The organism is Iodobacter arcticus (assembly GCF_042664895.1).
In the GTDB taxonomy this organism is placed as follows: Bacteria; Pseudomonadota; Gammaproteobacteria; order Burkholderiales; family Chitinibacteraceae; genus Iodobacter; species Iodobacter arcticus.
Genome location: NZ_JBHTBQ010000015.1, coordinates 1 through 20,029, shown reverse-complemented (window position 1 = coordinate 20,029; position 20,029 = coordinate 1). Strand labels below are relative to the sequence as shown.

The 20,029-nt window shown below is 47.4% G+C and carries 21 protein-coding genes and 1 rRNA gene; 8 read left to right on the top strand and 14 right to left on the bottom strand.

The features are described 5' to 3' along the window. The first annotated feature begins 148 nt into the window (after positions 1-148). Positions 149-700 carry a hypothetical protein gene (locus ACFQNF_RS10050; RefSeq protein ID WP_380187861.1) on the top strand — a complete coding sequence of 184 codons (552 nt, stop codon included), beginning with the start codon at positions 149-151 and terminating at the stop codon, positions 698-700. Positions 701-1,342: 642 nt separating this feature from the next. Here ACFQNF_RS10050 and ACFQNF_RS10045 read toward each other — a convergent pair. From ACFQNF_RS10045 to ACFQNF_RS10035, 3 genes are read right to left on the bottom strand one after another with little or no spacing between them, the layout of a single operon-like run. Next, positions 1,343-1,705 carry a hypothetical protein gene (locus ACFQNF_RS10045; RefSeq protein WP_046352090.1) on the bottom strand — a complete coding sequence of 121 codons (363 nt, stop codon included), beginning with the start codon at positions 1,703-1,705 and terminating at the stop codon, positions 1,343-1,345. Continuing rightward, a complete protein-coding gene (locus ACFQNF_RS10040) occupies positions 1,702-2,244 on the bottom strand; it encodes a type VI secretion system amidase effector protein Tae4 (protein WP_380187860.1) in 543 nt (180 codons plus the stop codon). The genes ACFQNF_RS10045 and ACFQNF_RS10040 overlap by 4 nt, the downstream gene beginning before the upstream one ends. Before the next feature lie 9 nt (positions 2,245-2,253). Next, entirely contained in the window at positions 2,254-2,886 is a 633-nt protein-coding gene (locus ACFQNF_RS10035; protein ID WP_380187859.1) for a PAAR domain-containing protein, read from the bottom strand. Positions 2,887-3,450: 564 nt separating this feature from the next. Here ACFQNF_RS10035 and ACFQNF_RS10030 point away from each other — a divergent pair. Together ACFQNF_RS10030 and ACFQNF_RS10025 are read left to right on the top strand one after the other, a co-directional pair. Continuing rightward, positions 3,451-3,693 (top strand): type II toxin-antitoxin system Phd/YefM family antitoxin, encoded by a 243-nt coding sequence (locus ACFQNF_RS10030; RefSeq protein ID WP_380187858.1) that lies wholly within the window; start codon positions 3,451-3,453, stop codon positions 3,691-3,693. After that, positions 3,690-4,076 (top strand): type II toxin-antitoxin system VapC family toxin, encoded by a 387-nt coding sequence (locus tag ACFQNF_RS10025; protein ID WP_380187857.1) that lies wholly within the window; start codon positions 3,690-3,692, stop codon positions 4,074-4,076. The genes ACFQNF_RS10030 and ACFQNF_RS10025 overlap by 4 nt, the downstream gene beginning before the upstream one ends. A 261-nt stretch (positions 4,077-4,337) precedes the next feature. Here ACFQNF_RS10025 and ACFQNF_RS10020 read toward each other — a convergent pair whose 3' ends face one another. Together ACFQNF_RS10020 and ACFQNF_RS10015 are read right to left on the bottom strand one after the other, a co-directional pair. Beyond that, the gene (locus ACFQNF_RS10020) at positions 4,338-4,739 is read right to left on the bottom strand and encodes an STY0301 family protein (RefSeq protein ID WP_380187856.1); all 402 of its coding nucleotides are present in this window, start codon (positions 4,737-4,739) and stop codon (positions 4,338-4,340) included. Positions 4,740-4,778: 39 nt separating this feature from the next. Next, on the bottom strand, positions 4,779-5,012 hold the full coding sequence (locus ACFQNF_RS10015; RefSeq protein ID WP_380187855.1) for a type II toxin-antitoxin system HicB family antitoxin: 234 nt from the start codon (positions 5,010-5,012) through the stop codon (positions 4,779-4,781). 236 nt (positions 5,013-5,248) lie between these two features. Here ACFQNF_RS10015 and ACFQNF_RS10010 point away from each other — a divergent pair, with 236 nt between their 5' ends. The 5 genes from ACFQNF_RS10010 to ACFQNF_RS09990 all read left to right on the top strand — a co-directional run bounded on the left by ACFQNF_RS10010 (position 5,249) and on the right by ACFQNF_RS09990 (position 9,896). Further along, positions 5,249-5,818 carry an aminodeoxychorismate/anthranilate synthase component II gene (locus ACFQNF_RS10010; protein WP_380187854.1) on the top strand — a complete coding sequence of 190 codons (570 nt, stop codon included), beginning with the start codon at positions 5,249-5,251 and terminating at the stop codon, positions 5,816-5,818. 152 nt (positions 5,819-5,970) lie between these two features. Then, positions 5,971-6,366, top strand: coding sequence for a lysozyme inhibitor LprI family protein (locus ACFQNF_RS10005; RefSeq protein WP_380187853.1), 396 nt, complete (start codon positions 5,971-5,973; stop codon positions 6,364-6,366). Positions 6,367-6,420: 54 nt separating this feature from the next. Then, positions 6,421-7,443: an anthranilate phosphoribosyltransferase gene (gene trpD / locus ACFQNF_RS10000; protein ID WP_380187852.1), complete on the top strand. Its 1,023-nt coding sequence runs from the start codon at positions 6,421-6,423 to the stop codon at positions 7,441-7,443. Positions 7,444-7,623: 180 nt separating this feature from the next. After that, entirely contained in the window at positions 7,624-8,439 is an 816-nt protein-coding gene (trpC, locus tag ACFQNF_RS09995; RefSeq protein WP_380187851.1) for an indole-3-glycerol phosphate synthase TrpC, read from the top strand. Between the two features lie 281 nt (positions 8,440-8,720). Next, entirely contained in the window at positions 8,721-9,896 is a 1,176-nt protein-coding gene (locus ACFQNF_RS09990; protein WP_380187850.1) for a porin, read from the top strand. A 116-nt stretch (positions 9,897-10,012) separates the two neighbouring features. Here the strand turns inward: ACFQNF_RS09990 and ACFQNF_RS09985 are convergent, their stop codons facing one another. From ACFQNF_RS09985 to rrf, 9 genes are all read right to left on the bottom strand, one after another. Then, a complete protein-coding gene (locus ACFQNF_RS09985; RefSeq protein ID WP_380187849.1) occupies positions 10,013-11,248 on the bottom strand; it encodes a hypothetical protein in 1,236 nt (411 codons plus the stop codon). Between the two features lie 191 nt (positions 11,249-11,439). Further along, positions 11,440-12,462, bottom strand: a complete 1,023-nt coding sequence (gene mltG / locus ACFQNF_RS09980) for an endolytic transglycosylase MltG (protein ID WP_380187848.1) — start codon at positions 12,460-12,462, stop codon at positions 11,440-11,442. A 139-nt stretch (positions 12,463-12,601) separates the two neighbouring features. Continuing rightward, positions 12,602-14,578, bottom strand: a complete 1,977-nt coding sequence (locus ACFQNF_RS09975) for an ATP-dependent DNA helicase (protein WP_380187847.1) — start codon at positions 14,576-14,578, stop codon at positions 12,602-12,604. A 144-nt stretch (positions 14,579-14,722) separates the two neighbouring features. After that, positions 14,723-15,532, bottom strand: coding sequence for an SDR family NAD(P)-dependent oxidoreductase (locus ACFQNF_RS09970; protein WP_380187846.1), 810 nt, complete (start codon positions 15,530-15,532; stop codon positions 14,723-14,725). 35 nt (positions 15,533-15,567) lie between these two features. Beyond that, positions 15,568-16,881 carry a hydroxysqualene dehydroxylase HpnE gene (gene hpnE, locus ACFQNF_RS09965; RefSeq protein WP_380187845.1) on the bottom strand — a complete coding sequence of 438 codons (1,314 nt, stop codon included), beginning with the start codon at positions 16,879-16,881 and terminating at the stop codon, positions 15,568-15,570. Then, on the bottom strand, positions 16,869-17,705 hold the full coding sequence (gene hpnD, locus ACFQNF_RS09960; RefSeq protein WP_380187844.1) for a presqualene diphosphate synthase HpnD: 837 nt from the start codon (positions 17,703-17,705) through the stop codon (positions 16,869-16,871). Before hpnD ends, hpnE begins: the two co-directional genes overlap by 13 nt. Positions 17,706-17,796: 91 nt before the next feature. Beyond that, positions 17,797-18,429, bottom strand: coding sequence for a DUF4136 domain-containing protein (locus tag ACFQNF_RS09955; RefSeq protein WP_380187843.1), 633 nt, complete (start codon positions 18,427-18,429; stop codon positions 17,797-17,799). Between the two features lie 2 nt (positions 18,430-18,431). Next, positions 18,432-19,532: a chorismate synthase gene (gene aroC / locus ACFQNF_RS09950; RefSeq protein WP_380187842.1), complete on the bottom strand. Its 1,101-nt coding sequence runs from the start codon at positions 19,530-19,532 to the stop codon at positions 18,432-18,434. Positions 19,533-19,853: 321 nt separating this feature from the next. Beyond that, positions 19,854-19,967: ribosomal RNA gene (gene rrf, locus ACFQNF_RS09945) — 5S ribosomal RNA — on the bottom strand. Positions 19,968-20,029 lie beyond the last annotated feature (62 nt).

Sequence of the window (20,029 nt, the reverse complement as noted above, 5' to 3'; positions counted from 1 at the left end):
ATGCTTAGCCACTCAAGAATAACTGGGGTGAATAACTGGGGTCAGAGTAAACTTAAATACTGCTTGCTTCGGCTCTGAGGACATGAAACATAGCAGTATTTAAGTTTACTCTGACCCCAGTTACTTTACCTGATCATTAGGCGTAAAGATGCTCGAATCCCGTTACTGGCGCGCAGAACTTAGAAGTGATCTCATCTGGCTCCGCAAGAGACGTAAGTATAGACGGTGGTCTGAAAAGCAGCATGTTCTCTTCGAACGAAAACTAATGATCGTTGCTTTTCAAGTTCGTTCGCTGCTAGAGCGGTCAAAAGTAAATGATCAGGCTCTCGGAACTTGCCTGCCGGTACTACGTTACAAAAAAATCGGCAATCGACCATTTACCGTCACAGGAGTGGGCTGGCCCGAAGATCGATTCGACATGGAGAATCCTGAGCCACATACCCTCTCCGCACTTGATGTGTGCAACCAACTAATTCATTACTACTGGATGCAAACAATTACTGAAGGTACAGCCTTTGTATCTATGCTCGTTTTCTCTGATTACCAACGGCATAAATGGGCATACGAGATTAAAATCGACGATCTTTTAAAATTATTTAGCGTATTCAGTGAAGAGTCGTCTGCAATAACGAGTGCTAAATTTGAGTGGAATGACAAAAAACAAGATTATGCACTTGCGAAAACAAATGATTCGGCGTAATAGCCATCTAAAAACTGGTTCAAACCGTTCACTTCGCTCACTGGGACGGGCCAACTAACTTGCAGGTTCAGGTCTTAAATTTGAAATGAAGACAACAACCGATTTGAGAATAGATTACGTTAACCTATCTTGGAACTACACTTTTCCACCAGAGATAGAGACGGTCCTCGAAGACGACTATGTAGTAAATCCACATTTTTACGACGAGGAATCACTAAAGAGGGTGAAATGCTTGCTGCTGATAGCACCAGATGCTTCCCCACAGCAAGCACTCTACGAAGCAAAACGAGAGCACCCTGCCTTTCGATGAATAATGAAAAAATATGGGACTTACAAATTAAGCTCCAATTTTTGAGGTTTTACTACCAAGTTTCAGTACGCAGCCCCACCTGATAGTGGGTATTGCGCACGATGCAACAATCGGCAATAAGTCCGCAAATTATGCAAGCTTTTATAGGGGCATTCTTTACCATTTAGGGCCATATTTGGCGCGGCTTGAGCCAACCCCATGCAGCTGCATAAAAAATAGTGGGTTAAGTGGGCAGGCGTGGCGGGGTCACGAGGGCGCGCGCTGGGGGCTGAGGCAGATTCTTCTCAACATGCAGGCTCAAAAAAAGCCCGCAATTGCGGGCTTATTGCGGACTACTGACTTATATAACGATCTTGCTCTTTAATGAGGCGGTCATAGTCCGGCCTTTCATAAGCATCCAAACATTTCATGACGGTAAGCTCTTCCCCTGATTGTTGACCAACAAGCCTACTCTTTTTCAGATACGCATCAAAATACCCTCGCACCTTTACATAAGCGGCTTCATCATCATGGCTGCCAAGTTGGAAGTATCCTCCCCTAGCAAGCCCAGCCTCTTTTTTCAATTGCTCATTTGAGCTCAGACAATACGCAAGTCCCCATTTCTTAAGAATGCTGCGCGTCTCTGTCACTTTAGTGGCTGAAATAGCCATTGCTGGGTAAATAAATAAGATGATAACTATCAGCCTCTTAATCATTTCAACTCCCAAAAAAACACATCAATTGTTTGTACATCAGGTCTGCCTGGATGCGTAAAATAGCAATGATCACCACAATCCGAGCCATTCCAAAGAGTTACATGCCCCGATGCATTGCCCCAACCTGATACCGTAAATATAAGAATTCCATTCTTCCCTTTAAAATTTTCTGATACGTCTTTTCCATTCGCTTTTACCGAAACATCAGAACTACCAAAATTAGCCTTCACAAAAGAAATCATATCTTTTACGCGTAACAAATAATTTTTATCATCACCACCTTTTACTTTATAACCTGGCCCCCCTTTCGTTATAGTTACTCCGCCATAATTGAATGACCGGCTTAAACGAAGAGCACACGCATTTGCATAATCAGCAGGATTTACTTTAAAGAGTTCATAGGCATTACCACCTACTAATTTATAAACATTTGGAGCATCCATATGCACGGGATACTTTGACCAAACATCATTAAATTTAGGTCTATTAACTTTAATCCTTGCACTTTGATTACCTGCTGTTGCTTGTATTTGTCCCATTTTCAATCCTTAAGCTGAAGCATAAATTTCTACCGAATGATCTTTTAAAGCATTCATTATTTTGGCCTTCCCATCGGCTTGCACAATAGCGGTCAATGTAATTTGAGCAACACCTTCTGCAAGCTCATGTTCATCTCCACCACTAATAATGACCTCTACAGACTCCCCCGCTTGGTAATTTAAAGTTTCCACATGCACATTTATATCTGAATAAAATCTAGATACATCAGCAAGAGGGGTTTCGTCCTCCCCATAGCTCCAATAAATACGCTTAATTTCTTTTTCTTTTACAATAGGGCTTACCAAACTTGATAAAGCAGCCGCAATAACAGCAGGCGCTTTGCTCTTAGAAACGGGTAAAGCAGCTCCGCTTGGGGCCTCAATCATTGCATACTTTTGAGTTGCAATAAGCGTCGCACCACACGACGTTAACATCCCCTCAACCGCAACATTTTTTCCTAAATATGAAACGCCCACTACTCCTGCAACAATAAAAAATTGGCACTTACACTTTGGGCAAACGCCTTTATGTCCGACACCTGCAGCAGGTTTCCCATAAATATTAATACTTGCAAAACCTTCAATAACTGTACCACCATGTGAGGTAGGATCACCCTCTCTTATTATTGCTTTAAGACCCATTTAATGTTCCTCAAAATATAATTACTTATTCAAATTGATTAAACTTAAAAAACGCACTCTATTAGTTCAGTGACACGCTTAAGTTACAGAATACATATACAGCATCTTTAAATTTTAAATAATTATTTAAATACCTTACTAAGCGCATATTCAAAAAGCATAAAACCAATAGAGTCAGGTCTTACATTTGACATGGCGCAATCAATTTAACCTGCTTTGCAAACCACTGTAAATTTCATCAGGTGCAAAATGTAAGACCTGACCCCGTTACTTCGCATAGCAGTAATCATGCTGAGACGGCCCCATCGTCCAAAATAACGCCCCTCGATTGGCAATCTCTGCATTGTCAGGTTTTAACTACACAAGCTCAGAAGGCGGGCCATTGAAGAGATCAGTGCCTCCGTTAGCGTGTCGCTGGGCTGGTCTGATAGTGGCTTGGTTGATAAGAGCCAATATGCCGTCAATGAAAAGTCAGTGAGGTGGCAGGTAAGAATTTGTTCACTTGTACTTCGCTAGCCATTAAACTAGACTAACTTAACTTAGTTTAAAATTGAGGGGGTGCTTATGTTAACGGTTAATATGCACGAAGCGAAGACCAACTTATCCAAGCTCGTCGATCAAGCCAAAATAAGTGGGGGCTTTATTATTGCGAAAGCTGGAAAGCCCATAGTAAAAGTCATGCCCCTTGATGCGCCGCCAACGATGCAAAGGCTCGGTTTTATGTCTGGGCAGTTTTTGGTGCCGGATGACTTCGACACGATGGCAGCAAGAGAAATTGAGCTTTTATTCGGAGGAGCGGACGAGTGAAGTATTTGTTGGATACGCATATCCTGCTATGGGCGGCAAGCGCTCCTGAGAAACTACCTGAGAGCGCACGCGCTCTATTGAGTGATGAAAAAAACCAGCTTTTCTTTAGTGCCGCGTCGTTATGGGAAATTACAATCAAAAATGAATTAGGCAGAGAAGATTTTAGAGTAAACGCGCGCGTTTTACGCCGTGGCCTGCTTGATAATGGCTATCAAGAATTGCCCATTTACAGCGAGCATGCCGTTTCTGTAGATAACTTGCCCGCCATTCATAAAGATCCGTTTGATCGCATCCTCATTGCTCAAGCAACGGTTGAGGGAATCACGCTCATTACGGCAGATAGCTCTATTGCTCAGTATCCAGCGCCAATACTTAAGCTTTGAACAAAAGCCCGTGAAGTAGGCGGACAAAAAAACGGCGACCAAATGGTCTAATGCCGTTCACTTAAGGTATTGGTTTTGCTTCCCCCTTAGAAAAAGGGGGATTGAGGGGGATTTGCCTTGAGTTTTTTGCTTATTTTAAGCCCAACATCAACTGCAAATCCCCCCTAGCCCCCCTTTACAAAAGGGGGAACTCAAACAAAACCGCTTAAGTGAACGGCATTAGACCAAATAGTCGCCATTTTTTATGCTTCAATCAAAAGCCTATTTGCATTTCAGCCGGTCAAAGCCCTTTCCTGAGCTGATGTTTGTACAGCGCTCGTAAACTTTAGGAAGCTTAAATTCCTGTTTTGTATTGCTACGCTTATAAATACACACATACCAGTAATCATGCTGAGACGGCCCCATCGTCCAAAATAGCGGGCCTCGATTGGCCGTCTCTGCATTGTCAGGTTTTAACTGCGCAAGCTCAGAAGGCGGGCCGCTGAAGAGATCGATTCCTGATGCTCTTTCTAAATGCCCCGATTCATTTGTTAGCCTTGGGCATGAAAATATTTCTGGTTTTACTGCCGCATGTGCAGAGCATCCCAATACCAGCAAAGTAGAAAGCGCAAATAGTGTTTTAACTACAAGCTGTTTTCGTACAGCACCAAACAAAATCATCATATTTTAAAGCCTCAACTTTCGTAAAAAATTTAAACTTAATTAGGCGCGATTTTCTCGGGCGATTTTCTCAATCGCGGCTTCTGCCAGCCAGCCACTGCGGTTTTTTGTGCGGGCATCAATACGATAAATTAATAGGCTAGGTAAAGTCACATTGATTTTTTCAGCCTTGCCTAAGTAGCGCGAGACATCCATCTCAACAACGCCCCATATAAACCCTGCATATTTTATGCTTACCAACATGAGTGGCGGTAATTCCCCCATTTTTAAGCTCACTTAAGTTTCATTTTTTTATTCTGGTACCGTTAATGGCCCAGCGTAATACTGGCTCAATAAAATAAGTCTATTTTCCTATGCGCTAGACGCCCTGCGCCGGTACTGCGATAATTTACAGGATAAGGGCGTTTATAGCGGTCTAAGCGCTAACGACAAAAAATAACCGGATAAGATACCGGATCACAGATAAGCAGCACCCACATCCAACCCTATAAAATCAAGGACTTAGACAAATCATGCTGCTTATGTTAGATAATTACGATTCTTTTACTTATAACATTGTTCAGTATTTTGGCGAATTAGGCCAAGAAGTGGTGGTGCATCGTAATGATGAAATCACTATTGAAGAAATCGAAGCACTCAAACCTAAGTATCTAGTGGTGTCACCGGGGCCTTGTTCTCCTTCTGAAGCAGGCATCTCGCTGGCGGCTATCCATCACTTTGCTGGCAAGCTGCCTATTTTAGGTGTCTGTCTTGGGCATCAGGCCATCGGGCAGGCATTTGGTGGCAAAGTGGTGCACGCCCAAACGCTAATGCACGGCAAAGTGTCTGCAATTGAGCACAAAAATATGGGCGTTTTTACCGGCCTGCCTTCGCCTTTTACCGTGACGCGCTACCATTCGCTCGCCATCGAGCGCGCCAGTCTACCCGATTGCCTAGAAGTCACAGCATGGACGCCAGACGGCGAAATCATGGGCGTGCGGCATAAAACGCTGCCTATTGAAGGGGTGCAGTTTCACCCTGAATCCATCCTTACCGAGCACGGCCACGCCATGCTGGATCACTTCCTTAAAGAATGGGCGTAATTCACAGCTGCCCGCACAGCGATTGCCCTAAAAACACAATAAACAAAATATATGATGCAGCTGCCCATCCGTTCAGGGCAGCTCTATGCTTGCCGAATCTGCCAAGTGCTCTGCCTGCCAATCTGCTGCTTTTAGTAGCAAAAGGATAAATCATGCGCTTTATCTTTACCCTCGCTTGCGCCTTAATTGTTGCCCATGCACAAGCAGAGCCATCGCCTCCTGCTCAAACTGAATGCGACGCTGCCAATCAGGTACTGATTAAAACTTGCTTGGCCAAACTCGCTCCTCAAGCAGAGCAAGATCGCTTAAACGCAGAAACCGCTGCGCGAGCCATGATGAAGAATTTAGATCGCGCTACCACCCGTCACGAAGCGCTGCCTGCATTTGAGCGGGCAAGCAAGGCCTATCGCAGCTACCGCCAGGCGCACTGTGCATGGATAGGCAAAAGCTTTGCAGGTGGCAGCGGTGCAGGCATTGCCGAACAAGCTTGCCGTATTGATTTAGATCGTGCCCGTGCCGAAGAACTATCACGCTTTTATGTGCAATAGCCCCAGCCAACGGCCCTAAAAGCCAACCCAACCTCCCCCAGCCAAGGAGCATTCATGATTACCGTACAAGCTGCACTCAATCGCCTGATCGATAATAACGAGTTGTTTTACGATGAAATGCTGTATCTGATGCGGCAAATCATGACCGGGGAAATGACACCGGTGCAAACCGCTGCCCTGCTTATTGGCTTACGCACTAAAGTTGAAAGCGTTTCAGAAATCGCCGCTTCAGCAACCGTGATGCGTGAATTATCAACGCGGGTGGCGGTGCAAGATCGCAGCCATTTAATTGATACCTGCGGTACAGGCGGCGATGGCGCGCACACGTTTAATATCTCGACTTGTGCTGCGTTTGTGGTGGCGGCGGCCGGCGCCAAAGTCGCCAAACACGGCGGAAGATCCGTCTCATCCAGCTCAGGCTCGGCCGATGTTTTAGAAGCTTTTGGCATTAATCTAAATCTGAGCGCCGAACAGGTGGGCCGCTCTATTGATGAAATTGGCCTTGGCTTTATGTTTGCCCCTAATCATCACAGCGCAATGAAATACGTTGCCCCGATCCGCCGGGAGCTGGGGGTGCGCACCATCTTCAATATTCTAGGGCCACTGACTAACCCTGCTGGTGCAGATCATCAGCTGATGGGTGTTTTTCACCCTGATCTGGTCGGGATTCAAGCGCGGGTACTCAAGCAATTAGGCAGTAAGCATGTGCTGATTGTGCATGGCAAAGATGGGATGGATGAAATTTCCATCTCAGGCCCTACCCTTGTTGCCGAACTTAAAAACGGCCAGATTAACGAGTTTGAAATCAATCCGCGCGATTTTGGTTTTGAACTGGCCGACATTAAAACGCTGCACGCAGACGATGCGCAGCAATCCAAGCACATCATTGAGCAAGTCCTCGCGAATCAGCCAAGCCCCTGCCGCGATATTGTGCAGCTTAACGCCGGTGCAGCCATTTATGCCGCAGGCAAGGCAGAAACACTGGCGGCAGGGGTTGAGCAAGCAGGCCAAATGCTGGCGAACGGCAGCGCCCGCTCCAAGCTCGATGCCTTGGTTCAATTTACGCAAAGCATTTAAACAGCAAAATACAATGTAGGGCAGGTGCAACCCACGAGCCATGCTGAAAAATACGCGGGTTTCGCCCGCCCTCGCCCTACGATGATTCAATTATTGCGCGGCAGCGCTGTGCCATCTAGCTAAGTTGATAGAATTGGGGTGCCCCCCGCCATCGCAACGCCCACATCCAAAGAGCCAACTATGTCCGACATCTTAAAAAAAATCTGGGCCACTAAGTACGAAGAAGTGGCCGCAGCCAGCAAGTTAATCCCATTAAGTGAAATTCGCAGCCAGGCCGAAGCCAACACTGATTTACGTGATTTTGTTGCGGCTTTGCGCAGCAAAAATGCAGTCGGCCATCCGGGCATTATTGCGGAAATCAAAAAAGCCAGTCCATCCAAAGGCGTGATTCGCGCTGATTTTCAGCCTGCAGCCCATGCACAGGATTACGCAGCACATGGTGCAGCCTGCCTTTCGGTGCTCACCGATGTGTCTTACTTTCAAGGCCATTTGGATTACCTAAAAGCGGCCAGATCGGCTTGCGATCTACCCGTGCTGCGTAAAGATTTTATGGTGGACGAGTATCAGCTGTTTGAAGCACGTGCATGGAGCGCGGATTGTATTTTGCTGATTGCTGCCGAGCTTAGCTTAAGTCAGTTGCAAGACTTTGAATCAATTGCAGAAGGCTTAGGTATGGCAGTACTGGTAGAAGTACATAACGAGGCTGAGCTAGAGCTTGCACTACACCTCAAAACTCCCTTACTAGGAATTAACAACCGTGATTTGCGCAGCTTTGAAGTTTCGCTACAAAACACCCTAAAGCTGCTTCCACTGATCAATAGCGATCGTATCGTGATCACAGAAAGCGGGATTGTCACCCCTGATGATGTTGCTCTAATGCAACAAAATCACGTCAACAACTTTCTGGTTGGCGAAACCTTTATGCGGGCAGAATCTCCTGGAAGCTGCATAGATGCTACATTTGGCCCTGCTTACAAAGATTTTATACGGGCTTAAACTTATATTTTTGTCATATATTTTTAATAAAACTCCCCTAAACTTCGCATGGTTCGAAAGCAGTTATGTTGCATCAACGCACTGACTGCTTTCTTTGAGCATGGATAAGGCAAGAGAAGGTTTTTTAAATTTGCTTACAAATTAAATAAAGCCATCAACACCGATCTCCACAATAACTATAAATGGCGTCTTTTTTAGAAGTTGCCGTGAACTGTCTAGCTTGCGGAAATTACAAATAATTTTGTAATTTCTACCATACGTCTTTTTGGAGTTATAAACACATGAAGAAAATTATCGCCCTTGCTATCAGCGCTGCTTTTGTTGCTCCAGCCGCTTTCGCAGATGTAGAGCTCGGACCATTCAGCATCTACGGCGCAGCTGCAACCGCTGTTGAAGTGATTTCTGTAGAAAACAACACTGGCAAGCCGCTAGTTAGCACAAAAGATAGCCAAACCCGCCTGATGGATCAAACATCTAAGCTAGGTTTCAAAGCAAAATACGATCTGGGCAATGATTTCTTCGCTCTTGCTCAAGTTGAAAGCCGCTTCTACCTTGGCAACAACGGTGATAACACCGATGACAAAGCTGAAATTGGTAGCCGCAACACATTCGTAGGCGTTGGTGGCAAGCAAGTAGGTACTTTACGCTTTGGTCGTTACGACAATGCTTACAAGCTATCTCTTAAGCAAATCGTTCCTACGCTGTACGGCAATCTGAACGATGCTTCTGCAACTTATGGTTCCAAGCAAATCCTGAACCGTCTTGGCGGTCGTCAAGGTGATATGGTTGCTTACGAAACACCAGATTGGTCAGGTTTCAGCGGTAACTTAAGCTACAACTTTGGTAAAGACTCAACCAACTCAATCTCTTCAGGCTCGGCTGGTGTTCCAAGCAACACAGCGGCAACTGACCTAATGGGCCAAACAGCTTTTGGTATTGCTTATAAGCACAGCATGTTTAATGTTGGCTTTGGCTACACATCAGTTAGCAATGCCGCTTGGAAACTGGACGGTAGCAGCGGTGCAAGTGCTAAAAACCTGACTGGTTCACAAAAACTTGAGGCTTACCAATTAGGTGGTCAAGTGAACTATATGGACTTCAGCGCAGGTGCAGTATTTGAACGCACATCATCTAGCTTAAGCGGCCTTGCTAAAGGCAACTTTGATCAATACCAAAATGTATTTGGTCTGATCGGCGGCTACAAGAAAGATGCTCTGGAAGTACAAGTTCAGTACGCTAAAGCAAGTGATGTAGATGGTACAACACTGGTTGGCACTGGTGGTCAGCAAGCAAGTATTGCTGTTGGCTACACGCTTCACAAATATGTACAAGCTGTTGCTTCATTCACCAAAGTTCACAACCAAACCAATGCTAACTTCACCTCCGCTTCAGGCTTTGGTCTGGACAAGAGCAACGGCATGAACCAGTTCGCACTGGGCTTGGTTGGTAAGTTCTAAGCTTTATATTTCCTAGCCTCCTAGCTAGCTGATATTTGAAAGGCCTCCCCCACGGGAGGCCTTTTTTTATCCTCATTCAAAACATTTAATAATCTATTTAATAATCTCAGCTCCCGCTAAAACCAAGCGCCAAAATTGGCTTGCCAGCCTTGGGCATTTTCACCTTTAGTAAAACTAAAACCAAATCTTAAATCTGCATCTTTAGAATGCGCAGCGCGCAGTGTGCCCAGCGTAAAGCCCACTTCGGTTTGATAATTATTAAATAAATTGGTACCAGAATAACGGCTATCAACGATATACGCTTCCCATGTCAAAGGATCAGCCCCCATTTTCCAAGGGCTTTCCCGTGCATAAAGTAAACCATTATGAAACACCGTATTCGCAATGCCCGGATCAAAAGATTTACCATCCACAGTTAAACGCAGCGCTTTGTAGTAGCCCAGCATATTGCCTAAAGTGATTGAATAAACATCGCCGCGCCATACATAGCTCGATGCAATTGCGCCCGAGCCCATTGCCGCAGCACCTGCCAGATCTCTGGAATACGTTCCCCGGCCGGCTCCTGTAATACTGACCACCCAATTTTCAAAAATAGGCCGTCGATAAAACACCCCCAAACTACCATCGTAGCCCTTCGCACCATCGCTAGAGGTGTAGCCAAGCGGCACATCAACAATCAGCTCGTGATTGGCTTCAGGAAATTGATATGAATAGGAAAGCGGAAAATTATAACTATCACTCTCCATCTCTTTAGCGCCGCCCACGGCATCGCTTTTCATATGCTTATAATTAGCACCGATTCCAAAACGATGGCTGCCATCACGGCTTGTAGCAACAGTAGAGGTATTGCTTCTTGCCCCTAGCCACAGCACTTTCGCATCATTAGACACCGCCCGTGACATTAAACTATTTGGATTACCTGCAATAGGATCTACCGGAGAAACCGCAACCAAATGACGCGCCATTTTTTCTAATAAATCGGTGCGGTTTTTTAAATACTCTTTTAATAAATCACGGCTGTCATTGCGGGTTGCTCCCGTAAATGATTCATTGATTTCTAAGATGGGAATTTGAAAAGTAAGCCGGGTCGATCCCTGCAGGGGAAACGCCAATTGAATCGGCATGCCGCGAAAATTAAGCACGCTATTAATCGCTTCAATACCGCTATAGGTCGGAAAAATAGTTTTTAATTTATCTTCATAATAGGTATTCGCAGCTTCTTCAGCGGTATCAAAGCTGCCTTGGCCCACTTGGCCATTCATGGTGGCGCTAAAATCAAAGTTGCCTGCATGGCTGCTGGCCAGCCATGCAGAGCAAATACCCCAGCAAATAAGACGAGTTGAAACCAACATTGCAGCGCTCCAAAACAATATGTAACCGTTTTAGATGCTGCGCTGCAAAAATCAAGCCATCACCAGCATAAGACTAGACAAGGAGAAAAGTAAGAACCTTGCATCAATAAGAAAGCTTATCCTTACTTCTTATTCATCTACTTCATACTGAGTTGGGCACGCACTGTACGTGTGCAATACACACAAATATTTTATTTTTGTAAGATATACTGGCGCACAGCGCTATTGTGCTCGTCCAGATTGTTTGAAAATACCGAGCTGCCATCCCCCTTTGCCACAAAATATAAAGCCGTGGTCGAGGCAGGATGGAGCGCCGCTTTTAGTGCCGCATCACCCACCATCGCAATCGGCGTAGGGGGTAAGCCGCTGCGGGTATAGGTGTTGTACGGCGTATCGGTGAGCAAATCGATTTTACGCAAGCGCCCATCCAGTGATTCTCCCACCCCATACATCACCGCAGGATCTGTTTGTAAGCGCATACCAATCCGTAAGCGATTTGCAAACACCCCTGAAATCAAGGGGCGATCAGCTGCGCGGCCGGTTTCTTTTTCAACTAAAGAAGCCAAAATCAGCGCCTCATACGGCGTTTTTAATTGCACATTTTGCGAACGCCCTGCCCATGCTTTATCCAGCTTGCTTTGCATCCGCTGATTGGCTCGTGCCAGTAGCTTTAAATCAGAGCTGCCCTTATCTACATGGTAAGTATCCGGGAAAAATAAACCTTCCGGGCTCAGTGCACTGATACCCAGCTCAGCCAATAGCTCTGCATCCGACATCAAGGCGCTATCGTGACGTAAATGAGGATTGCTATTTAAAGCTTTGCGAAAATCAGTCCATCTCCAGCCCTCAATCAAAGTAAACGTCAGCGTGGTGGTGTCGCCATTGCTTAGCTTTTCTAATAACTGCCAAGGGCTAAGCGGCGAGCTGATGGTGTAGCTACCTGCCTTCAATAATTTATCTTTACCCGTTACGCGTGCCAGCAATAAAAAAGGCAAGGCCTGATCAACCACGCCCTGCTTGACCAGCTGATCAGCCACTTTCTTAACGCCACCTGATTCCACTACAAAATCTTGCACCCTATGCTCCAGAGGTGTGCTGGCGTATTGATAAAGCCAGATCGCTAATGCGCCGACTAAGATGATGAGCAGTAAAAATACGCGCCCAAGCGTGCGCCCAAATGTAGATTGGTTTTGTGGTTTTTTCTTTACAGCCATGCTGGCGATTTACCTTCAGTAATCTTGTGTAGGGCGGGTGAAACCCGCGGTTTTTGTTGTATTTAACGCCAAAGTTTGGCGGGTTTCACCCGCCCTACGATAACTTAGCGTGATGCGTATAGTGGATACATTGCCCACCTTACTCGGTGACGGCTTGATCCGGCACCGCATTTGCTTCCTGCTGCTTCTGCCGTTTCACCTCAAAAAAGCGCTGCACCGTGGCAAGCTCTCTTGATCTAAACATTGGGGGCAGGCTTTTCCAGATCATTTTGCCGTATTGTTTTTCTACCAAGCGCTTATCGGCGATCATCAAAATACCGATATCGGTTTCATCCCGAATCAAACGCCCCGCGCCCTGCTTTAAGGTAATCGCAGCATGCGGCACTTGGTAATCAATAAACGCGCTGCGGCCCGATTTATTAATCTGCTCGATACGCGCCGACAATACCGGATCATCCGGCGGGCTAAAGGGCAGCTTATCGATCACCACCAAAGATAGCTGCTCGCCTTTCACATCAATCCCTTCCCAGAAGGTTTGACTCGCAACGAGGATGGCATTCGGTGCCTGGCGAAACTTATCTAATAGCTCGGTGCGCGAGCCTTGGCCTTGCAGAAACACCGGCCATTCCAGCCCATCAGCTTTAAGCTTTTCCTGCACCAATTCATGCGCTTCACGCATCGCGCGCAAGCTAGTAAACAGCAAAAATGCATGGCCTTGCGTGGTTTGCAGCAGCGGCCACGCTTTTTCTATCACTTGCTTGGTAAAGTCTGGCGCATTCGGTTCGGGCATATCTTGCGGTACATACAGCGCGGCCTGCTGCTTGTAATCGAAGGGGCTTTCCCAAGTGGCTTCAACCGCATCCCACAAGCCTAGTTCATGCTTAAAATGGTTGAAATGCCCGTTCACGGCCAAGGTGGCCGAGGCGAACACCCATGCACGCGGGTGTGATTTCAATTGCTTTTGAAACAGCTGGGCGATATTGAGCGGTGTAGCGTGCAAGATCAGCCCATGCGATAAAACATCAACCCAATGCACGCTTTCTTCATCGTCGCCTGCTTTCCAGCGCTTCAAAATATCCACGCATTCCAGCGCGCGAACTTGGCAATTCTCTAAGCCTTCGGCGCGTTCAGACTGCTTGCCGAGTAAATCGCACAGCGTAGCTAGCTTTTCGGCGACCAGATCCAGTGCGGGGATAAACTCAGGATTCTGCTGCTCTAGCTGGTGTAGCGGAAAGCGCGTGGCATCCGATTTAAATACCAGCCGCAAGTCTTTCACGGCTTTTTCCAGCGCTTCGGCAGCAGCAGGCAACATAATAAAATCTTTAGCCGCAACCAGCGCTTCGGCTCGCGAATCATGCGCCAAATCGATCAGCTGGCCCGAGGTGAGTGTTTCACCAAAGAACAAGCTTGCCACTTCGGGCAGCTGATGCGCCTCGTCAAAAATAACGGTATTACAGGCGGGCAATAGCTCCCCCGCACCTTCATCTCTCAGCCAGACATCGGCAAAAAACAAATGATGGTTTACCACCACCACATCGGCATCCTGCGCATCTTTACGCGCTTTTAGCACAAAGCAATCTTGGTGACTTGGGCAGTCTTGCCCCAGACAATTATCCCGAGTCGAGGTGACTTGCCCCCAGATCGGTGCATTTTCTGGCACACCGGGGCAGGCGGCTTTATCCCCTGAAATCGTTGTTTTAGCGTATCGCTGCACTTTCACCAAATCGGCGACGTCTTCTTTGCGCATAAAGCGCCCTTCTTGCTCGGTGCGTGCCAAATGATAATGGCAAACATAATTTGAGCGGCCCTTAAGCAGTGCCACCGTCACCGGCACTTGTAATATTTGCCTTACCGTCGGAATGTCACGCTGAAACAGCTGGTCTTGCAGCGTTTTAGTCCCCGTCGAAACAATCACTTTGCCGCCAGATAAGAGGGCAGGCACAAGATAAGCAAAGGTTTTACCCGTGCCCGTGCCCGCCTCGGCAATCAGCTGGCCTTGGTTCTTGATGGCAGCTTCAACGGCTTGCGCCATTTCTAATTGCTGCACGCGCAATTTATAGCCAGGAAACGCATCGGCAAAGGGGCCGTCGTCGGCAAAAACTGCATCAAGTGTCATAAACGTAGGCCAAAAAGCAAAGACAGGATTGTAACAAGATGGAGGCGCTTCTCTCTAAATAAAATACATAAAAAAAGCCCCACCAGCGGTGGGGCCATAAGGGGACGAAGCAAGCACTAACACTCATTAGCACTCTAGCTAGGATTAGCCCTCAACCGACAAGTTCCCCTCAGCTTCAATTTTATTTACAGCAATGTCAGCTGTTAGCGTTAGACCACTCTGCCCACGGCTTGCGTCGCCCATCCAGTACAAAATGGCCGGCACAATGGCGCTGGTTGGCGGCAGGCTTTCACGCGTTTCACCTGGATGCGTTTTTAGGCGGAATGGCGATTGAATTGGGCCTGGCACCAAGAGATTAATCCGCAAATGCTCCATGTTTTCCCACTCAGCCGCGGCAATCTCAACTAAATTTTTCTGCCCTACTTTTGTCACGCTATAGCCGCCCCAATAGGCATTGGGCGCAAAAGCGTGGTGCTCGCCTAAGAGCAAGATACTGGCGTCTGGCGCTTCTTTTAAAAGTGGAAATAAGGCACGGTTAAGCACAAAGGGCGCGGCAACGTTCACTTTGAACATGTCCACCCATTCGTCCATTTTTTGATTGGCGAGTGGCGATAAATGAGTGAAGCCATTAGCACAATGCAAAATACCATCTAAGCGGCCAAATTCTTTTTGAATCAGCACCGCCATCTGGGCAATTTCTGCCTCGCCGGATTTTGCTAAATCAAAAGGAATCGCCGCCGGCTGCGGATAGCCCGCTGCTTCAATTGCGTCATATACTTTGGCGAGTTTTTTCTCATTACGGCCCAGCAAAATCACCGTTGCACCATGCTCGGCCAAGGCCATCGCAGCCGCTTCGCCGATTCCTTGCCCCGCACCCGTGACTAAAATCACGCGGCTACGAAACGCGCCAGCGGGCGCTTGATAGTTTTTCCAATCACCGATTACTTCGTTCATTTTTTATTCCTTTTATCTGAACTTATTGATCCGATTTATTGATCCAGCTCTTCCAACACACCTTGCGCAGCCGCCATGCCACTTCTGACTGCTCCCTCCAAGGTCGCCGGATAATCCCCCTTTCCCGCCAAGCCTGCGGTGTAATCCCCTGCCAGCCAAAACCCGACTTCACTCGTTTGATTCGCAGGGCGCTCAAGGCCGGGTATACAGGCAAAAGTGGCTCGCTTTTCAGTAATCACACGTTGCCAGCTGATATCCATCGGCAAACCCAAGCGCTGATGAAGCTCCAGCACAACCGCCTCTGCCAGCTCGTCCTGAGTGAAAGCCTGATGCTGCCCCTCAGCAGAAATCACCACAGCCATCAAGCCATCCGTTTGATGGGTAAACCCACGATCAAACACCCATTGCGCTAAAGAATCACTCAGGCCCAGCATAGGTTTAGCCAGCTTCACTGCGGGATCATATTGCAAATACACCGTTACAATCGGCTGATAAGTCCAGCTATTCAACTGCACTGGCAATACATCGGGCTCGGACACGTGCAAAGCAGACAAGCCATGCGGTGGCAAAGCACAGATCACCGCATCAAAAACTTCAGGCTCGCCATTCAGCTGCCAGCCTTGCTGAGTTTTTTCAACACGCCTGATACGTCTGGAGCGGTAAATCTGCCCCCCTTTTTGCTCAATAAACTGAGCAGCTGTATCTGGGTACAAGGCTGAGAAATCAAGACGGGGCAGCAGCAGATCAGATGCAGCTCGCACGCCCCCTAAGCTATCTCGCAACACATTCAGCAACACCTGAGCGGATGCACATTCAAGCGGGGTGTTTAATGCAGCCACCGTCAGCGGCTGCCAAAAACGGCTAATTAAGCCATCCGGCTGGCGCTGATCCTTAAGCCAGCAACTGACCGTTACATCCTGTGCCAGTTTCCATTTGGCAGCTTGCGCAGCACGAACCGTGCGAACCAAGGCAAATCGCTCAGACCAGGATAAGCCCTGAGCAAACAGCAGCCCCAAAGCCAAGTGCAATGGAGCAGGAACAGAAGGACAAGCCAGTCTGAAACCCGGCTCCACCACCAGCTCCATTGGGCGGCGCAAAAAGACCGCTTTGCTATCTACGCCCACCTTGGCCATCATGCAAAGCAGCTCGGTATAGGCCCCAATCACAAGATGCTGCCCATTATCGAGCGACTTGCCTTCCAGCCAGACCTTCCTAGCACGGCCACCCAAGACTTTACCCGCCTCAAATACGCTGACTTTAACGCCAGCGGCAGCTAACTCCGCAGCAGCAGTGATTCCGGCATAGCCACCACCCAGTACAGCAACCGAATAGTTATTTAGCACAGCCACCACGTTTTCCACGCTAGCCATAATTTACGAATAGGGGTTAAAGAAATCCGTTGATTTAACACTTTGCCTACGCCATCTTTTTTAATTTCTTTTAATGTCGCCCGATAAATCGCCGCCATCACCAAGCCTGTACGTTGTTGTTTTTTATCTACAGCAGGCAATGCAGCAATGGCTTGCGCATAATATTGCTCTGCACGCTCAATTTGAAAATCCATAAGCGCTCTGAATTCTGCTGTTTCACGACAGGCCAGAATATCTGCGGCAGGTACATTAAATTGCTGTAATTCAGTCACTGGTAAATAAATCCGGCCACGGCGGGCATCCTCACCCACATCACGAATAATATTGGTTAATTGAAACGCCAAACCCAAATCATGCGCGTATTTAAGGGTGCCGCGATCAGTAAAGCCAAAAATCTGTGCAGCCATTTGCCCAACAACAGACGCCACCCGATAGCAATACAATTGCAGATCTTTAAAACTATTATAACGAGCCATATCTAGATCCATCTCCATTCCGTCGATGATCTCTATAAATAACTCGCGTTGTAAATCATATTTTTTAAGCGCTGGCAATAAAGCTTGAGTGACCGGATGCTGAGGCGAGCCCGCAAATAGTTGATCAATTTCGCTACGCCACCAAGCTAATTTAGTTCTTGCCACACTTTCTTCATGGCATTCATCGACCACATCATCGACTTCACGACAGAATGCATATAAGGCAGTAATCGCTTTTCTTTGCTCTAAAGGCAAAAAACGAAAACTGTAATAAAAACTGGAGCCGCTTTTGGCGGCTTTATCTTCACAATATTGCTCAGGGGTCACGGGGTTTTCCGTTTAAATAATTAGCGTAAAACGACACTGAAGGCATCGCTATTTATCTTTTCAATAAAGAAGAGCCAGCCCTCAGCCATCATCATTGCTCAGGCAAGATAATTTTCACTTCCCGCGTAGAGCCAGAAATGCCGGGGAACTGCTCAAAAATGGCGCGAATCAGCCAAGGCACGGCCGGCTCAATCGCATCATCAGAGCTGCGATTAACCGCTTTGCCTTCAAATAACTTAGCAAAACGCCCTGCCGCCAAATCTTTTCTATCCAGAATATCTAAGCTGAGCTGGCGGTTATAAACCGTATCACTCACAGGGCGGCTACCTACAATGCCATTCTCTGTTCGTGTATAAGGCACGAGCACAACCCCATTTGCAGTAGAAACCCGGCGGTAGTAGGTGCTAAAGCCCACCGTCCCCCAGATAGGCTCCTGCGTTGTGATTGTTTTGCCGCCATCCACTTGATACTGCAATCGCACCAGCCAGTCTGCTGCGCTCATATTAGGCTCGTACACATAGCCTTTACGCATCAGCTCGGCGCTTACATCTTCTTCAAAATCACGCTGAGCCAGGCTTTGTACTTGAGATGCATTGCGCTCAAACGCGAAACGCTGAGCCGCAGGGCTGCTTGCCAGGTTATGCCTTACGCTTACCGTTGCTGCAAATTGTGGCGCAGCGCAGCCCGTTAAAAATAAAGCCGCAAGTACCATCAGCTTAAGCATGATTAAATCCTTTTCCCTGGAATACGCGGTGTATCTACTTTAACGTCACCGCACTGGGCACGATGGCGCAGAGCGTGATCAATCAATACTAAAGCCAGCATCGCTTCAGCAATCGGCGTGGCCCGAATCCCTACACAAGGATCATGACGGCCGGTGGTAGCCATCAGCACGGGATTGCCTTCTTTATCAATCGAATGGCGCTCTTGCGCGATACTGGAAGTGGGTTTGACCGCTAAATTCACCACAATATCCTGCCCGGTAGAAATCCCACCCAAAATACCGCCAGCGTGATTACTTGCAAAGCCTGTTGGAGTCAGCTCATCACAATGCACCGAGCCTTTTTGCGCAATGCTTTCAAAGCCAGCGCCAATCTCAACGCCTTTCACCGCATTAATATTCATCATAGCGTAAGCAATTTCTGCATCTAAGCGATCATACACAGGCTCGCCCAAGCCAACTGGTACATTTTCTGCCACCACGGTAATTTGCGCGCCAACCGAATCGCGCTCTTTACGAATCGCATCCATATAATCTTCAAGTTGCGGCACGATTTCAGCGTTAGGCGCAAAAAATGCATTTCCGCTCACTTCATCCCAGCTCTTAAATGGAATCGCAATTTCACCTAGCTGGCTCATATAGCCACGAATTTCAATTCCGTATTTCTCACGCAACCATTTTTTAGCAATCGCTCCAGCCGCTACACGCACCGCCGTTTCACGCGCGGACGAACGCCCACCACCACGCGGATCGCGAATGCCATATTTATGCCAATAGGTGTAATCAGCATGCCCCGGACGAAATGTTTCAACAATCTTGCCGTAATCTTGGCTACGCTGATCTTGATTGCGAATCAGCAGCGCAATTGGCGTGCCGGTGGTTTTGCCTTCATAAATGCCAGACAAAATCTCTACCGTATCCGGCTCTTTACGCTGCGTGACATGGCGTGAGGTGCCTGGTTTACGCCGATCTAACTCAGCCTGAATATCTTCAACACTCAGATCCATCCCAGGAGGACAGCCATCCACCACGCAACCTATCCCTGCCCCATGGCTTTCACCAAATGAAGTTACCGTAAACAATAAACCCAGCGTGTTTCCAGACATTCCAAATCCTCAGAGCCAGTGGCAGACAGATAGTCTGAATTCTAACATGGACAGCCATCGATCTAGGCTTACAAGCAAACATCCACTCGAGTATTTTTTACTGACAGCACCCAACTCGTAATATCGCAACGTAGGTCGGGTTAGCAACGCTTTATCGCGTAACCCGACAGCAAACCACAGAAGCTTGATTTTGTAGTTGCACTGACACGTGCATTTCTTCCGCGCAAAGCAAAACCCCCGCCTCTTTCGAGTACGGGGGTTCTGTTTACTGCATCTTTACTACTTTAACGTGCGAATCTTTGATTCGCTCAGTAAGGGGGTGTCTGGCAATGACCTACTTTCACACAGGTAATCTGCACTATCATCGGCGCTAAGGTGTTTCACTGTCCTGTTCGGTATGGGAAGGAGTGGGACCACCTCGCTATGGTCGCCAGACTTTAACGGGTTAACTCGTTGCACATCTTGCTCTGCAACGCGTTCAGTTCAATAGAAGAAGT

Coding starts and splice junctions, on each gene's coding strand:
- ACFQNF_RS09975 (WP_380187847.1), bottom strand. CDS start 14,578: ATGACACTTGATGCAGTTTTTGCCGACGACGGCCCCTTTGCCGATGCG.
- ACFQNF_RS10045 (WP_046352090.1), bottom strand. CDS start 1,705: ATGATTAAGAGGCTGATAGTTATCATCTTATTTATTTACCCAGCAATG.
- ACFQNF_RS10030 (WP_380187858.1), top strand. CDS start 3,451: ATGTTAACGGTTAATATGCACGAAGCGAAGACCAACTTATCCAAGCTC.
- ACFQNF_RS09970 (WP_380187846.1), bottom strand. CDS start 15,532: ATGAACGAAGTAATCGGTGATTGGAAAAACTATCAAGCGCCCGCTGGC.
- ACFQNF_RS09955 (WP_380187843.1), bottom strand. CDS start 18,429: ATGCTTAAGCTGATGGTACTTGCGGCTTTATTTTTAACGGGCTGCGCT.
- ACFQNF_RS10050 (WP_380187861.1), top strand. CDS start 149: ATGCTCGAATCCCGTTACTGGCGCGCAGAACTTAGAAGTGATCTCATC.
- ACFQNF_RS10040 (WP_380187860.1), bottom strand. CDS start 2,244: ATGGGACAAATACAAGCAACAGCAGGTAATCAAAGTGCAAGGATTAAA.
- ACFQNF_RS10035 (WP_380187859.1), bottom strand. CDS start 2,886: ATGGGTCTTAAAGCAATAATAAGAGAGGGTGATCCTACCTCACATGGT.
- aroC (WP_380187842.1), bottom strand. CDS start 19,532: ATGTCTGGAAACACGCTGGGTTTATTGTTTACGGTAACTTCATTTGGT.
- ACFQNF_RS10020 (WP_380187856.1), bottom strand. CDS start 4,739: ATGATGATTTTGTTTGGTGCTGTACGAAAACAGCTTGTAGTTAAAACA.
- mltG (WP_380187848.1), bottom strand. CDS start 12,462: ATGGCTGTAAAGAAAAAACCACAAAACCAATCTACATTTGGGCGCACG.
- ACFQNF_RS09990 (WP_380187850.1), top strand. CDS start 8,721: ATGAAGAAAATTATCGCCCTTGCTATCAGCGCTGCTTTTGTTGCTCCA.
- ACFQNF_RS10010 (WP_380187854.1), top strand. CDS start 5,249: ATGCTGCTTATGTTAGATAATTACGATTCTTTTACTTATAACATTGTT.
- trpD (WP_380187852.1), top strand. CDS start 6,421: ATGATTACCGTACAAGCTGCACTCAATCGCCTGATCGATAATAACGAG.
- ACFQNF_RS10005 (WP_380187853.1), top strand. CDS start 5,971: ATGCGCTTTATCTTTACCCTCGCTTGCGCCTTAATTGTTGCCCATGCA.
- ACFQNF_RS09985 (WP_380187849.1), bottom strand. CDS start 11,248: ATGTTGGTTTCAACTCGTCTTATTTGCTGGGGTATTTGCTCTGCATGG.
- trpC (WP_380187851.1), top strand. CDS start 7,624: ATGTCCGACATCTTAAAAAAAATCTGGGCCACTAAGTACGAAGAAGTG.